Annotated in this window: 12 protein-coding genes; 3 read left to right on the top strand and 9 right to left on the bottom strand. The window is 65.3% G+C overall.

The window, feature by feature from the left end; all coding sequences use genetic code 11:
- Positions 1-3: 3 nt before the first annotated feature.
- From casA to DP939_RS48770, 4 genes are all read right to left on the bottom strand, one after another.
- On the bottom strand, positions 4-1,530 hold the full coding sequence (gene casA / locus DP939_RS22105) for a type I-E CRISPR-associated protein Cse1/CasA (RefSeq protein ID WP_113982662.1): 1,527 nt from the start codon (positions 1,528-1,530) through the stop codon (positions 4-6).
- Between the two features lie 382 nt (positions 1,531-1,912).
- The gene (gene cas3, locus DP939_RS22100; protein ID WP_158578650.1) at positions 1,913-4,627 is read right to left on the bottom strand and encodes a CRISPR-associated helicase Cas3'; all 2,715 of its coding nucleotides are present in this window, start codon (positions 4,625-4,627) and stop codon (positions 1,913-1,915) included.
- A 438-nt stretch (positions 4,628-5,065) separates the two neighbouring features.
- Positions 5,066-5,794 (bottom strand): DUF2637 domain-containing protein, encoded by a 729-nt coding sequence (locus DP939_RS22095; RefSeq protein ID WP_113982660.1) that lies wholly within the window; start codon positions 5,792-5,794, stop codon positions 5,066-5,068.
- A complete protein-coding gene (locus tag DP939_RS48770) occupies positions 5,791-7,140 on the bottom strand; it encodes a tyrosine-type recombinase/integrase (protein WP_113982659.1) in 1,350 nt (449 codons plus the stop codon). Before DP939_RS48770 ends, DP939_RS22095 begins: the two co-directional genes overlap by 4 nt.
- A 750-nt stretch (positions 7,141-7,890) precedes the next feature.
- On the opposite strand from DP939_RS48770, the gene DP939_RS22085 reads away from it, so the two are divergent.
- Complete coding sequence (locus tag DP939_RS22085) at positions 7,891-10,917, top strand: S8 family serine peptidase (RefSeq protein WP_113982658.1); 3,027 nt, start codon at positions 7,891-7,893, stop codon at positions 10,915-10,917.
- Positions 10,918-11,111: 194 nt separating this feature from the next.
- Here the strand turns inward: DP939_RS22085 and DP939_RS49320 are convergent, their stop codons facing one another.
- On the bottom strand, positions 11,112-11,405 hold the full coding sequence (locus DP939_RS49320; RefSeq protein ID WP_404828604.1) for a helix-turn-helix domain-containing protein: 294 nt from the start codon (positions 11,403-11,405) through the stop codon (positions 11,112-11,114).
- Between DP939_RS49320 and DP939_RS47035 the strand changes: the two genes are divergently transcribed.
- Positions 11,335-11,595, top strand: coding sequence for a peptidoglycan-binding domain-containing protein (locus tag DP939_RS47035; RefSeq protein ID WP_199565351.1), 261 nt, complete (start codon positions 11,335-11,337; stop codon positions 11,593-11,595). The genes DP939_RS49320 and DP939_RS47035 overlap by 71 nt on opposite strands.
- Here the strand turns inward: DP939_RS47035 and DP939_RS22075 are convergent.
- Together DP939_RS22075 and DP939_RS22070 are read right to left on the bottom strand one after the other, a co-directional pair.
- Positions 11,592-12,095 carry a hypothetical protein gene (locus DP939_RS22075; protein ID WP_147268074.1) on the bottom strand — a complete coding sequence of 168 codons (504 nt, stop codon included), beginning with the start codon at positions 12,093-12,095 and terminating at the stop codon, positions 11,592-11,594. The genes DP939_RS47035 and DP939_RS22075 overlap by 4 nt on opposite strands.
- Positions 12,092-12,502, bottom strand: a complete 411-nt coding sequence (locus DP939_RS22070) for a hypothetical protein (RefSeq protein WP_147268073.1) — start codon at positions 12,500-12,502, stop codon at positions 12,092-12,094. Before DP939_RS22070 ends, DP939_RS22075 begins: the two co-directional genes overlap by 4 nt.
- Before the next feature lie 757 nt (positions 12,503-13,259).
- Between DP939_RS22070 and DP939_RS22065 the strand changes: the two genes are divergently transcribed.
- Positions 13,260-13,421: a cold-shock protein gene (locus tag DP939_RS22065; protein WP_158578649.1), complete on the top strand. Its 162-nt coding sequence runs from the start codon at positions 13,260-13,262 to the stop codon at positions 13,419-13,421.
- Between the two features lie 532 nt (positions 13,422-13,953).
- On the opposite strand, the gene DP939_RS45485 is transcribed toward DP939_RS22065, so the two are convergent.
- Together DP939_RS45485 and DP939_RS46260 are read right to left on the bottom strand one after the other, a co-directional pair.
- Positions 13,954-14,136 carry a hypothetical protein gene (locus tag DP939_RS45485; RefSeq protein ID WP_147268072.1) on the bottom strand — a complete coding sequence of 61 codons (183 nt, stop codon included), beginning with the start codon at positions 14,134-14,136 and terminating at the stop codon, positions 13,954-13,956.
- The gene (locus DP939_RS46260; protein ID WP_158578648.1) at positions 14,133-14,276 is read right to left on the bottom strand and encodes a MerR family transcriptional regulator; all 144 of its coding nucleotides are present in this window, start codon (positions 14,274-14,276) and stop codon (positions 14,133-14,135) included. The genes DP939_RS45485 and DP939_RS46260 overlap by 4 nt, the downstream gene beginning before the upstream one ends.
- Positions 14,277-14,455 lie beyond the last annotated feature (179 nt).

The following is a 14,455-nucleotide window of genomic DNA, read 5'->3' as shown; positions in this document are numbered from 1 at the left end:
GGACTATGCGGCTTTGGGGCGGTTACGTGCGGCGAAGATGTGACCGCGGTTGCGCTCGACCGCGCGCCGTACCCGCGGAGTGTTGCCGGCCCGGTCGCAGGCCTTGTCATAGATGTGCAGCGCCAGCTTGATGAAGTCGAGCGTCGGATCGTCGAACTCGCGTGCCCACACCTTGCGCCAGAAGATCCTTTCGGCTTCCGGCCAGTACCACGCCTCGCCTTGGTCCCGCAACGGCCCGGGTGAAACGTCCTTGCGGGCGGGAGGTCCTTGGCCATTGGACGGGTCATTGATCGCCACCCAGACGCTTCGCAGTGCTGAACGCAGGTGTACGGCGACGCCTTCGGCGGCCACTCTGACGCGGCTGAGGCCGCTCGCACTCTGGTCGTCACGGAGGAGAGACAGGACTGCGGGCGTGGTGGCGGTGAACCACTGCCGGTCACGGGTCTGTCCGTCCTGGTCGAAGCCGAAGGCACGCACGCGCAGGTGGTCGAGCACGTCGAACGGCAGCTCGCTGGCGTGATCAAGTACCTTCGGCCGCTGGGCATTCCGTTCGCCGAGACGTTCCAGCAGGAGCGCATCCACGTCCCGCCACAGCGCTCGATCACTTTGCGCCCCCCGGGCGTAGCGATCCCCGGTCTTGTTGACCTGATAGATCAGGAAGGGGTCCTCCGCGGGTGGGGTCGGATGGCGCCATGCCCACGTGATCCACGCGTCGTTGACCATGCCGTCGTGGTGCGATAGCAGTACGGCGTGCCGGAACCGTCCGGTCAAGCGACCGGCGACGCCCGACGGGGCCGGGGGGAGGCCGAGAGGGTGGGGAAGCTCATCTCGTTCCCACGGGGCGAGGTCATCGGCCGGCCGGTGGCTGCCGGGGTAGGGAATGCCGACTATGAGGGACTCGAAAACGGTACGGCCGAGAGGATGGAATGAGATCGTGCCACGTAGGGGGCCGGCCGTGCTGTTGGCCTCATTCCGGCCGTTGACGGTACGGGCCGTGCATCGGCCAGAAGGGCCGTAGTAGAGCTGGGCGAGGAGGTACCAGACCGCCTCTTCTGGAGGAATGGGGCGAGTGTCGAGATCGGTGTGGTGGTCGAACCACACCTGGTTGTTACCGGCCGGCCGGGACAGTACCAGCTTGTTGATCCCCGAGGTCTTCTTGCACTCGGTGGCCAATCGCGGGTCCTGGAGCCAGGGGCGCTCCGGGTGAAACAGCATGAACCCGTTTTTGTGCTGGTCAAAGTACTGCCGCACCTGGTCGGCGTCGAACCGGCCTGCGATCAATACGTCCTCTCGCCGCCTTGCCCACGTTGCGAAGGGGGCTACCTCATCCAGGCCAGTGACTCGGGCGGCGATCAGTGTCAAAACGCGCCACAAGCCGGCACCGCCGGGCGCCAAAGGCGCCTCAACGTCTTCTAGGTCGTGTGCATGCGTAAAAAGCTCGCCCAGGCCGATGATCTTATCGTCGGCGACCCGGATCCATGGGCAGGACACGAGGTCCCAGTGGAGTCGGGGATCGGGCACAATGGGCATAACCGATCCTCATCTGATCATGAGGGTGAACCGTGAGGCCATCACCCTGCTGTGGTGACTGGTGGGTGTCCCCACGCTCGTGGGGGTTGGGTGACGTCCCTGCGCGTGGGGTTACAGCTCACCCCCACACGCAAGGACGAGGATTGCGGTCACTTTGCGCGTGACGCGTCAGGCCTTCGCCTGTTGCGCGGATAGCAAGACGATGAGCACGAGGATGATGATCCGATAGGCCCACTTCGTGAACCACCGAGCGGCCTTTGTTATGGCATCGCTCGACAGGTGAAGCTCTCCATGCACTTCCCGACACCTCCTGTGAGGAACCGCGAATTGTCCGTGCGGTGGAAACTCTAGTCGCTGCTTCGGTTGAGGGGAAGTGAGGTCATCATTCTTGCTCACCTTCTCGTATCCATAGCCCTAACCGTTCGTCCAATACAAATCGTTTAGGGCCGACCGATTTGGAGAAATAGCCTTCGGTGTCACGTTTCAGGCTGATTATGGTGATATCGCGCAGCCACGCGTTGGACCCCCAGCTCGCTGGAGGATCGGTCGCGATATCCCTGTCCTTCAGTAGCCCAGCCCGCAGAGGGATCGTCTCGGCCAACACCTGCTTGATCAAACGGCGGGGGATCTTTTCGAGGTCTGGGAGCTTGGTGGAGCAATCGCGATCAAGATATAGGGCGCCGTCGTCGCCGGTGTACGCGCACAAGACCCGCACCGAGTCCGCGCCCAGCCGGGTTGAGATCAGGTCCTCGCTCGCCTCGGACATGGTGAACTCGTGCAGGCTGGAGATCTCGTCCGGATCTGGTATGGCGGTTACGTCAGCCATGCTCAAGCCGGCCATTTCCTGGCCAAGCCACTCCAAGGCATCGTCGTCGAGCTGCCCACTGGCGAAGGCATCGTCATAGACCTCCTCCACCAGTCCCTGGACGTCGTCGGGTATGGCGATGACGCGGTCGTTGAGCAGTTCGTCGGTACGGCGCAGCAAGGCCCGGGAGTAGACGAAGGGCCACGAGCCGGGTAAGGCCAGCCCGCCATCCGCCCTGCTCGGCCGGAGGACGGCGAGGCGCGGAACAGCCGCCCAGGATGGTCGGATCCGTCCGTCGTGGCGGTGGCAGCGGCCTGCTCGCTGTAGCAGCAGTGCGATCGGGGCGAGGTCGCTGATGAGAAGATCAAAGTCGAGATCAAGTGATTGCTCGATCACCTGAGTGGCCACCAGCACCGCGGCGTGGGGTCGGTGTTCGCAGGCGGCCAAGTCCTCACAGGTGCTGCACTTGCCGAAGTCGGCCGTCACCTGGCGGGTGAGCTCTTCCCTCCGGCGCGCTGGGAAACGTGCATGTAGCAGCGTCAGCTCTGGTACCGAATCGGTCTGGAGACCATCGAACCATTTCATCAAGAACCGATAGGTTTCCTGAGCTTCGGCAACCGTGTTGCATACGACGGCCGCGCATCCTCCGTTCTCGACCAAGGGGTTCAAGAGTTCGCGCAGGGCCGCGGAACGATCCATGACAGCCCCGCTGATAGGCGCTTGTCGTACTTCCAAGTGCAGATCGACCGCTTTTGCCGTCACGTCGAAAGATGAGATCTGCCCGGTCGTCGCATCCGCATAGGCCCATCCGGGATACCGGATCGACGGCAGGGGCGAATCCGGGTGGCCGGCGCCGCGAAGGTACGCCGCCATCAGACGACTGGCGATCCGGGTGGGCAATGTGGCGGACATCAGCACCACCGGCACCCCCAACGCGCCCAGCCAGGTCAGCGTCTCGGCCAGTAGCCCCTGCATGTAGGCGTCGTACGCGTGAACTTCATCGACGATCAGTACCTTAGTCGCCAGCCCCAACATGCGAAGCGCGGAATGCTTCAAGGGGAGTACGGCCAGCAGGGCCTGATCGACGGTTCCCACCCCCATGGATGCCAGCAGCCCTCGTTTCCTGCCGTGCAGCCACTCCGGTGCCCTGAGGCTCGTGTCGTCCGTGATCACCGTGGAGTCGGTACCGGTGCCGGTATAGGCGTCGTTGAGCCAGGACATGCTGTGCAGCAAGGTGAGCGCCGCATCGTCTTCGGCTCGCCGCTCACCGTACGCCCTGGTCCTGCCGTACATCTGGTCGGCCGTCGCCATCGTCGGCAGAGTGAACAAGAATCCGGGCACGCCGCTCGCCTCACCCAGCAGTCGCGCACCATGGAACACCGCCTCGGTCTTGCCGGCCCCCATGGGCGCGGTGACCAGCAGCAGCCCGGGACCACCTGACAGCAGGTGCGGCAGGTTCTCGGAGATCGATCGTTGCAGATCGTTCGGGGTTTCAATGTGCGGAAACTCGTCGGCGAAGGTTCCGCTACGCAGGTGCACGGGGGCCAAGCCCGCTTCGTCGATCAAACTCGGTGCGAGGTGGAGTGAACGCTCGTAGTGGGCCTTAAGGCCATCTGCCACCGTGGGCACCTCGGGCAGGCGCTTGATCAAATGTACGTCCTGGCTGACCAGCCAGTCCGCCAGAATCACCAGCCCGCAGATCAGCTCAGCGGCCACCGGGGTGACCGCAGGGGGCGCCGAAGGCGGATCGACGATCCGGGCGACCGTACTGAACAAGGCCTCCCGCTGCTCCTCCCACTTCCCATCCCCGAGTTCCGGCAGTACGGCCGCCGCCGGTGCTCGGCACTCACGGTGATCGCGGACGCTGTACCGTCCGTGGTGCCCGCCGAGCATCTGGGCCACCACGAAGGCGGCGCTGCGCGGGGAGCGGGCGTCGTACCCCATGCGACTCAACGGGCGACTCAGCCAGACGTGCGCAGCGTATTCGTGGCGCTGATTTTCCCCGGCCACGTCTGGATATCCGTCAAGGAGGCCGAACGCGACGGGGTCTTGAAGTTGGAAGCACGCCATGCACTTGCCGATATCGTGCAAACCTGCCCAAAAACCTACAAGCTTGCGTGCTGCTTCTTCGGACACTGAAAGAGAATTCGCAATGAAGCTGCGAAGCGCGGGCGGGAGGTAGCTTTCCCACAGCGCCTCTGCCATGGCAGCGGCGTCCAGCAGGTGGCAGATCACGGGGTAGGGCCGATCGAGCCCTTTTGATTTGCCCCAAAGGTCTAGGTCTATCTCCATTTGCTCCTCGGTTTCCCTCGGCAGTCCGCCGCGCACGATAGCCCCGCGCGCCGGGAGCATATGGGATCAGACTTCGCCTGTGTGCCGATTTCGTAAAAATCAGTGCGAGAACAATATTCACGTTTTCCAAGTTGATCACCGACAAACCCCGACACTCCATCGTCGCAGGTCGTGCGTATCATGGCTGCTCAGTAAGGGTGTTCCCCACGCCCGTGGGGGTGAACCGGTGATCACCCGGAGGGGGTGTCACCGCTGTGCGTGCTCCCCACGCCTGTGGGGGATGAGCCGACAGTGCCAGCGTGGGCGTCAACCGGCCGCCTGTGCTCGCCGCGGCTGTGGGGGAGCCTGTCACCGGCCATAACGTGGTCGGAGGCGCTGTGTGCCCGCCATGGCTGTGTGGACCGGCCTTCCTTGAAGGCGTTCTAGAAAGCCTGGGGCTCAGTAGTCCAGTCCGCCGGACTGGCCCGCTGCTTTAACCAGGCGTCCCCATCGTGCGCTGCGGCCGTAGGCGGCGGCGATGGCGGTCGCGCTTGGCAGGTGGCCGTTCGTCTGCTGGACCGACGTCGCCCATCGCCATGCTTCTCGTTGGAGGTGGCGGCCACTGGCGGCATGGGCATCATGGCCGCTTTCGGGCTTGTCCACAAGTTGTGGATAAGAGGCCGTGTGTATGGGGGCCTGCTGCCGGGCGGCGGTGTGGCGGATCATGCGCATGAGCATTTCGTAGGCGCCGATCAGGGCGAGGCTGGGCCAGGCGGCGATGATACGGGCGGTGAAGGTCGGTTCGGCGATTGCCACGTTGGCGGCGAGGCTGGCGCCGCTGCTGATGATGAGGAACAGCCACGGGAGGAGGCCGCCGCGGCGGCCTGCGCGGGAGTCTTCCAGGAGGGCGAGGGACGCGGCCACGATCATGCCGTCCACGGCGAGTGGCACGAGGGCGGCAGACCAGAAAGATTCGCCGTGTTGTATGGCGAGTTGGTGCATGTGCTGGTAGCTGACGATGGCCGCTATGGTGGCGAGCACCACGACTGTGGCGATGGTGGTGCGACGGATGATGTTGGCGGAGCGACTGGTGGTCGCGATGTAGTCGCGTGATGGGCGATCGGCAGGTACGGAGACTTCTGCCTGCGCAGTATCTGGCGTGGACTGAGTAAGAGCACGCGACCTCATACGCGGCCCCCGTTGGAGCGGTTGCGGATCTTGGAGAACGCGTCCAGCGCGGTTTCGTCGGCGTCGTCGAGGGTGTGCAGGTATTTCTCGGTGGTGGCGATGGAGGCATGACCCAAGCGCTCTTTGACGACTTGGAGGTCGGCGCCGCCGGCCAGCAGCCAGGAGGCGTGTGCGTGGCGTAGATCGTGGATACGGACCTTGATGCCAAGGTCGGCCGCGGCAAGGGCGGGTTTCCAGATCTTACGGCGGAAGGCGTCAGCGGGAATGTGGCCATCGGTATCGCGGCGGCGTGGTAGGCGCGGGTTGTCCTTGCCGCTGTTGCGACGTTGGGCACGGTAGATCGCGAAGGCCGCGCGACAGTGATCGCACCGGCACTTGCCCGTGTTGTATGCAGTGATGGTCCCGTGTCGGTAGGCGCGTCCCGCGGCATTGGGCTCTGTGTAGCCCAACTGTTCGGGATCCGGCACTGGACGCAATTTCCTCCGGGTGGCCGACTCGTGCCGCCAGGTGAAGAGGAGGTCGTCGGGGCCGAGGTTTTGTTCCTTGATATGGGCGCTCAGTTTAGTGACGAGCTGGCGGGTGAGCTTGAAGCGGCGGAACTCCTTGTCTTTCGGGTAGTTCTTGACCAGAAACCGCTCGCCCTTGGGGTGGAATTTCGGGTTGACCTCGACGACCGTTCGGCTGATCGTCAGTATTTGAGATCCTACATGCAGGTCCTTCACGCGCAGTTCTGTTAGTTCACCCCAGCGCAGCCCGGTCTCGATGTCGGTCTCGACGAGTAGCTGGGTGTCGGCGTCCGGAAGCTCTTCATAAAGGATGTCGAACTGCTCCGGCGTGATGATGGTTCGCGGTTTTGCTGGAACCGGCGGTGTCCTGACCCCTTTACAGGGATGAATGAAGGTCACTTGGTCGTGAAAGGCAGTAGTGAAGACGGCGCTCAGGATCGTCTTGTTCTTCTGGATGGTTGCTGCTTCAAGCCCGAGTGCCTTCATGGTCGTGACCCATGAGCGAACATGTTCGGGCATGATGTCGATCATGCGCATCCGGCCGAACTCGGGCAGGATGTGCTTGTGGATTGCGTATGTGTAGCTTTGGCGAGTGGTCGCCTCCATCTCATGATTGGGCAGCCAGGTCTCACGTACGTAGCTTCGGAAAGTCTGGCGACCACGCTTCGGATCACCTACTCGACCTTTGGCTACCTCTGACTCGGCTCGTTGCCAGGCTTTGTCCGCTTCCTTCTGGTTTGAGAAGGTTCCGGCTGACTTCTCCAGGCCCTTGATGTCGAGGTAGTAGGCGGTGTAGCGCACCTTGCCTTCGCGGTTGCGGCGAGGGCGGGAAAACCCCATGGATCACCTCCTTGATCGTTTGACCGTCGTTTGACCGTGGCACTGTCCGTCAGCGATGGGCACTGCTGGTCAGTCTTGGGGATCAAAGCTATGGCCTCTACCTGCAAGTTTACGTCCTGATCCCAATGTGGCCAGTAACTCGATTGAACGATAAAGAGGCGCTGATAAGGAAGAGGTCCCAGGTTCAAGTCCTGGTAGCCCCACCCTGTTTTTCCAATTCAAAGGCCACATCCCAAATCGCGGGTGCGGCCTCTTGATCGTTTGGCCGTCATTTGACCGTGGCCCACGACGCCACTCGCGGTTACGGCAGGGCCTCGGAGGGCCCGCGAGAGCACCTTGATCACTTGCTCCCTCGGCGTGGCGACCGAGAGCGGCGTTCAAGTCGTGGCGGCATCGGCGGCTCATGGGTCACTGGTGGGTGATCCACCAGATGGCTAACTGGATGGGCAAGGGGTACAAGACCGCCGCCAGTGGGTGTACTGGGACAGCGGTACCGCCCACCTACTGCCCCGGCTGCTCCGCCTCTCTGACGGCGCCACGCGTACGCACGGTCCGCTGTTCCTGTCCGAACGCCGCCCCGTCGCCCGGCCGCCGCCGACATCTGCCCGTGCACCGGCCGCGCCCGCGGCTCCGTTCGGTCGTCGGCGGCTGATCAGAAAGTGGACCCGGAACGGGCTTCCATATGGTCATCCGCATGGCGGATGGTGCTTCCGTCCAGAAGTAGAAGATCTCTACCGGGAGCCACCGCCCATGAAGACGCCCTCCAACCGGCGGCGACCGGCCATCCTCACCCGGATGTTCGCCGGCCTGCTCACCCTATCCGCCTTACTCATCCCCCAGGACGCGGCCCTAGCCGAACCCGGGAACGACAAGATCTCCGCCGAGGTGCGCGCGGACCTGAAGGACGGCAGGGCCTCCTTCCTGGTCCGGCTCAGGGGCGAGGCCGACCTGTCCGCCGCCCGCGCCGCCACCACGAAGGCGGCCAAGGGCAAGGCGGTCTTCGATGCCAAGACCGCGCACGCGAAGAAGTCCCAGGCGGGGCTGCGCCGTCTGCTGGCCGGGCGGCAGGCGAAGCACACCGCGTTCTGGATCGTCAACGCCGTGCACGTGACCGGCGACGCGAAGCTCGCCGCCGAGATCGCGGCACTGCCCGAGGTCACCTCCATCGAGCCGAACACCACCGTCGAGCCGCCGAAGCCCCTGCCCGGCAGAACCCATCCCAGGGTCAAGACGAAGGCCGCCGCCGTCGAGTGGAACATAGACCGCATCAGCGCCCCTCGCGTGTGGAACGAATTGGGCAACCGCGGCGAGGGCATCGTCATCGGCGTCATCGACACCGGAGTCGACTTCGAGCACCCCGACCTGGCCGGGCAGTACCGCGGCAGGCGGGCCGACGGGAGCGTGGACCACGACTACAACTGGTTCGACCACACCGGGCGTGAGTGCCCGAGTGCCCCGTGCGACAGTAAGTGGCGCCACGGGACCCACGTGACGGGGACCGTCATCGGAGGGAACGGCATCGGGGTCGCTCCTGGGGCCAGGTGGATCGCCGCCGCTAGTGCCGAGGACAAGGTAGGAGAGATCGCGACCGGCCAGTGGATGGCCGCTCCCACCGACCTGAACGGCGAGAACCCCCGGCCGGACCTCGCTCCGGACATCATCAACAACTCCTGGGGCTTCTTTAGGACCAACACGCCCGATCACTGGTACAAAACGGTCCTCGACACATGGCTGGCCGCAGGGATCTTTCCAGTGTTCGCCAACGGGAACGAAGGGCCAGGGTGCGATACCGCCCGGACTCCCGCGTGGGACTCCGAGAGCTACAGCGTCGGCGCGTTCGACGTGAACGACACGATCTGGGACAACTCCAGCAGGGGCCCAGGTGAGAACGGGGAGATCAAGCCCAACATCGCCGCCCCCGGGGTGAACGTGCGCTCCGCGAAGCCCGGCGGGGGATATCAGAGCTACAACGGCACCTCGATGGCCTCCCCGCACGTGGCCGGCGCGGTGGCGCTGATCTGGTCGGCCGCGCCGTCACTGCGCAGGGACGTCGCCGCCACCCGCGCGCTGCTCGACGGCAGCGCCATCGACACCCCCGACGACCAGTGCGGCGGGACGCCGCAGGACAACAACGTCTACGGCGAAGGCCGCCTGGATGCCTACGCCGCCGTCCAGGCCGCCCCGGACGAGCCGCTCGGCACCCTGAGCGGCACGGTCACCGCGAATGGCGAACCGGTGCCCGACGCCGACGTGACGATCACCGGACCGCACGGCCGTATGCTCGCCACCGGCGCCGACGGCACGTACTCTGTGCCACGCCTGTCCCCGGGCACCTACCAGGTCACCGCGGCCAGGTACGGCCACGAGACCTCCGCGCCCGTGAACGTGAACGTCGTGGACGGCCAGACGGCGACCGCGAACATCGCACTGACCCGGCTGCCGCACGGCGTGGTCTCCGGAACGGTCACCGTGGGGAACGCCCCCGAGGAAGGCGTCAGGGTCGTGGCGTCCGGCACGCCCCTCAGGACCGTCACCGACGCCTCGGGGCGCTACCGGCTGGCGCTACCGCACGGCTCGCACCGACTGGAGATCGCCACTGACTCGCACTGTGTCCACGCCACCGAAGAGCAGATCACGGTGGCCGGGGACATGACCAGGAACGTCAGCCTTCAGGTGAAGTCGGATGACTTCGGCCACACCTGCGAGGCGGGCAGCGAGCCGTACGTGGGCGGGACGCAACGCCTGTCGGTGAGCGATTCCGCACGGGTCGAGCGGGTCGCGCTGCCGTTCCCGGTGCCGTTCTACGGCGCGGCGCACTCCGAGATCTGGGTGACCGAAGACGGGTTCGCCTCTTTCGCCGACACGTACCCGCCCGGCTGGAACGCCCCGATCGGGCCCGACGAGCCCAATGCGGCCGTCTACCCCTTCTGGGACGACCTGCGGTTCGTAGACGAAGGGGCAGGGGTCTACACCGCCACGGTGGGCACGGCGCCGCGCCGCTCGTTCGTCATCGAATGGCGTGACGCCACCACCGAAGAGGGGCAGGTCTCGTTCTCCGTGCTGCTCGGCGAGGACGGCACGATCAGCTACCGGTACAAGAACGTCGGCGAGGCGAGCGACAGCGCCACCGTCGGCATCGAGAACGCCGACGGCTCCGACGCCCTCCAGTACTCCTACGACGCCCCCTCGCTCCGGGACGGGCAGAGCGTCACGTTCACCGCTCGGCAGTACGGAGTGGTGCGCGGCACGGTCACCGACGCCGGCGACGGCGAACCCATCGCCGGCGCGACCGTCGAATTCCCCCACGTCGCCACCCTCACCACCGGCCCCGACGGCACCTTCACCGGCCAGATCCGCGCCGGAACCCACAACGCCAAGATTTCCAAACAGCACTACAGCACCAACTACAAGGACGTCACCGTGACCTCCGGCGCGATCACCACCCTGAACACCGGACTCATCACCGGAAAGGTCACCGCCGCACCCACCGAGATCAATGTGACCGCCCCGCCGGAAACCATCCGGACCGCCACCCTCACCCTCACCAACAGCGGCACCGCCCCCACCGCCTACGAGGCCACCACCGAAACCCCCTGGCTCACCGTCACCCCCGCCGAAGGCGGGCTCCCGCGAAACGAGACGGCCACCCTCACCCTCACCGCCGACACCACGGGCCTGTCCCCCGGCGACACCCGCACCGGCGAACTCCTCATCCGCTCCGCCAGCGGACGGCAGCCGGTCCTCAAGGTACCTGTCACCCTCACCGTCGCTGCATAGCGGCGGCCGACAGGACGGCGGGCGGGTCCAATCCGGGCCCGCCCGATCGGACAGGCACAACGCAACGGCGTTCCGCCTTGAACTCCGGCGGATACGACTACTTGGGCGAAGATCGTCGATATGGCCTTGACGGCCTGGCCTAAAATCAAGAGGCGGCTGGGCGGCCTCATGGCATCTTGCTCCAATGACGGAGATCAAGCTTGTCGCCCAAGGCCACGGACATGACCACCCGAGATGCAGCGGCTCATGGTCCAGTGGTCACCGTCGGCGAAGGAGCCACAGTCCCGCACCGATGCGACCCTTACAAGGAACCCCGTCCTAGTGATCGACGGTGGGCACCCGATACGTGTCTCCGATCCGGATGACCCGACAGGAAATTCGCCGCGCTTCACGAGCCTGTAGGCCGAATTCCGGCTGATGCCGAGCGCACGCGCTGCGGTCAGCAAAGGAATCACCGCAGGTGGATTCTCCACTTCGGCGATCGTCATGGCGATCAATGCACATCACCGACTGTTTCCGATCGCCTCGACGGCAGGTGCTGCCAACCTGCCTCTCCATGACCGCGCGGCGAAGAAAGGGCTCCAGCATGACCACAAGGGGCTGACCGTAGACGGCGTGGTCGGGCCGAAGACGTGGGCCGCCGCGGGGGTGAAGCCGGGACGCGCGTGCTGTCGTTAGGAGAATTCTCGGATCTTTGCGGCACCGGAGAATATCGGTTCGCCGGAAGCGGCGAAAGCGATCAGGTCGCGTGCGGTTCCAGGGCGTACGGCGTAGGCGAAATAGCGCCGGTCGGGTGCGGCGGCCTGCGTGCGAAGGGGGACGGCAAGAGTCCGATCGCCGTGCGACTCCATCCGCACGACCTTCGGGGCGGCAATTCCGTAGATGAGTAGGATGCGTGGATCGCTTCCGTCGAGGACGAAGTTGACCGGCAGGTCGGCCGCTCGGGGCGCGGGTGCGCAACCGTAACTGGTCCTGACGTCGGCGACCCAGGCTCGCGTGCAGAACTCACCAGTGTCCTCTACCAGTTCGACCCGCCAGGACGCGCCGTCCATCGTGCCCGCGCCGAGCACGGCGAGCGGTTTGTCATCGGAGCATCCGCTGAGGCAGGCGAGGGCGAGCATCCCTGTGGCCAACGACGCTCGCCCTGCCAACGTCGTCACGCGCGTGCTGAAGTTCACCAGCGTGCGTACGCCTTTGCCCAGGGCGCGGACTTGCCGTTGTTCTCGTTCTTGTCCTGCCCGTACCAGCGCAGGTAGTAAGCGGTGTTGGTGGCTACGCGGGCCTGAGGGGGGTGGGTGTGGTTCTGCCCGTCGGTGGGGTAGCTGTAGGTGGAAAGAATCTTTTTCTTGTCAGTGGTGCGGACGAGTTGCGTGTACCACTGTTTCGCGGAGCCACCGGATCCGCCGGCACCGCCGATTTGGATTTTCGACGCTCCGGGGACGAAGTCGCTACTCGCGTGATACTTGCCCGCTCCCCAGTCGAACGTCGGTCCGGCGAAGGCGCTGGCCTGGGATGGCGTCACCGAGACGGTCGAGATGAGCAGCGTCGAAAGGCACACTGCCAGAACCCGGCGCGGCTGTGTCATCAGAACTCCCCGACTCCCCCGTTGTTGGAAATGAATTCTGGAACCTACGCGTTGCCGGAATGAATACTAGTCCACGAATCGCTGCCAATCAATGGGTCGCCGTGCCATGGTACCGAATTGATCTCGGTGAAGCGCCGTGCAAAATTGAATTTGGAAGGCCATAATTTGGAAGGCCATCTATTGCAGTTGTTAAATTAACCGAATTTCCAGGCGCGTCAACGGGCCCGTTCCAGCCGATCACATCGAGCAGCAGCCTCGCGGGCGCCTCCGCCCCGTCGGCACGTACCGTCTCGGCCACGACGGCCGCGCGAGCGCCGGCCTCGGCGGTCAACTCGATCGTGAGGGTGGCTGACAGGGACGCCGCGGTTGGCGTCGGAGCGTCGTGTCCGGTAGCGATGCCTGGTGCGGTCGCCCGGCCCGCCCAGTACGGCTGGTCGGAGACCCGGGGCCGACTGCGGCCACTCGATCGAACAACTCCTGATGGTTGACGTGGCCGATGGCGAAGCCGTCGTCCGGACGTCGATCAGCGCCAGTTCGACCCAAATGCTGCCGGGCAGAACGCGAGGGTCCTGCGAGCGGACGGCGTCGATGTCGGCCCGGAAGAAGTCGCGGGCGGCCAACTGCTCGACGCCCTCGTCCACGTCGGCTTTCTCGGCCGACCCAGGATGTCCCATCCCGCCACAAGGCGCAGGATTGGGTGATGACGCGTGGTGTTGTGAAGTCCTAGAACGCAGAAGAAGGGTGGGGTGAGATCTCCTTGCGTGAGCTGCCCTCGGGGCGGGACGCGTGGGCGCATTTCAGCGACATCGTTGCCGTCGGCTACCGGGTCCTGGAACCCGGAGACCGCGTGGAATTCGAGCTCATTCAGCGCCGGCAGGACGGCTACGACTTCGTCGCGGTCAACATCCGCACGTTGTGATTTCGCCGCCGGATGCTTTGGCGCTGTACAGATCCTTGGGGGAGGGCTGGGGTATGGGCATGAAGCTGCTCTATCGGATCGGGCAGTGAAGGGGAAAGATCCCCTGGCTCTGGGGTGACGGTTCGGCTTGGTGCTCAGCGGGTGGAATGTGGTGGCAATTGATTTTGTCTCTGCGGCTTCGCGCACCCATAGACGGCCCTGCGGCATAGGCGCTGTTCTCACTGTTGGGAGAGCCGCGCCATGTCCACGTTTGCCGCCGTCCTTGCCGCGCTTCCGGTCTCTGCGGGTCGCTCTGTTTCTTGTCCTCCGATACGCCCCGGATGGGATCGTGCGGCTACTTGCTGGCGTAGTCGCTGTACTGGCCAAGGACAAAGAGCGTGGTAGGCGGGCGTTGGCGTTACCCACATCGCGCATGCGCCAGGCACGGCGTGCCGCGTCCTGAGCGGAGGAGAAGTCCCTGACTCGGACCGCTCGGGTGGGTCAAAAAGCCACCACTACCGCACTTTGCCGCTATCGGTCCCGTAGCCGCTGCTCAACGGCGTTGCCGCTGAGGCCGAGCCGCCCGGCCGATGCCCGGGCGGCTCGCACCGTCGGCCAGCAGCTCCCGCGCGATGGCCGCCCACTCCTCCGGTGTGGAGGCGGCCCGCAGGCGCGTGGCCTCCTGATCGGTGAGGTCGCGTCCCCGGCGAGCATCAGCATTGGCAGCGCCCGTCACTCAACGATGTCGCCCGTGCGGTAGAGCCTGCGGGCTCCCTGACCGCGATGTTCTGCGTGCGAATCGAACTTCGGCCGGTACTGCGTGAGCGTCGTGCCGTCGATGCCGAGCAGCCGGGCGATCGCACCCAGGGTACGCATCTCGTCGGGATCGCCGGAAATCTCACACCGGCGGCGTCGGCCTTCTCCCATGCGGCGAGCCAGGCCTCCAGGGCCTGGCGGTCGTACACCGGTTCGCCGGGCCCGGGGATGCCCGGCCGTCGGCGGCGGCCGGTCGGGCGTGGGAAGTCCCGGGCCGGCCGTCAGCGTATGGCGATGTG

Source organism: Spongiactinospora rosea, assembly GCF_003315795.1.
Classification (GTDB): domain Bacteria; phylum Actinomycetota; class Actinomycetes; order Streptosporangiales; family Streptosporangiaceae; genus Spongiactinospora; species Spongiactinospora rosea.
Note: the sequence above shows the minus strand (reverse complement) of the source record. Positions and strands in the feature narration are given on the sequence as shown.

What these genes read in the sequence shown, in the direction of transcription:
- casA (WP_113982662.1), bottom strand. Translation starts at nt 1,530, where the DNA reads ATGCCCATTGTGCCCGATCCCCGACTCCACTGGGACCTCGTGTCCTGC.
- cas3 (WP_158578650.1), bottom strand. Translation starts at nt 4,627, where the DNA reads ATGGAGATAGACCTAGACCTTTGGGGCAAATCAAAAGGGCTCGATCGG.
- DP939_RS22095 (WP_113982660.1), bottom strand. Translation starts at nt 5,794, where the DNA reads ATGAGGTCGCGTGCTCTTACTCAGTCCACGCCAGATACTGCGCAGGCA.
- DP939_RS48770 (WP_113982659.1), bottom strand. Translation starts at nt 7,140, where the DNA reads ATGGGGTTTTCCCGCCCTCGCCGCAACCGCGAAGGCAAGGTGCGCTAC.
- DP939_RS22085 (WP_113982658.1), top strand. Translation starts at nt 7,891, where the DNA reads ATGAAGACGCCCTCCAACCGGCGGCGACCGGCCATCCTCACCCGGATG.
- DP939_RS47035 (WP_199565351.1), top strand. Translation starts at nt 11,335, where the DNA reads ATGCCGAGCGCACGCGCTGCGGTCAGCAAAGGAATCACCGCAGGTGGA.
- DP939_RS49320 (WP_404828604.1), bottom strand. Translation starts at nt 11,405, where the DNA reads ATGACGATCGCCGAAGTGGAGAATCCACCTGCGGTGATTCCTTTGCTG.
- DP939_RS22070 (WP_147268073.1), bottom strand. Translation starts at nt 12,502, where the DNA reads ATGACACAGCCGCGCCGGGTTCTGGCAGTGTGCCTTTCGACGCTGCTC.
- DP939_RS46260 (WP_158578648.1), bottom strand. Translation starts at nt 14,276, where the DNA reads ATGCGTACCCTGGGTGCGATCGCCCGGCTGCTCGGCATCGACGGCACG.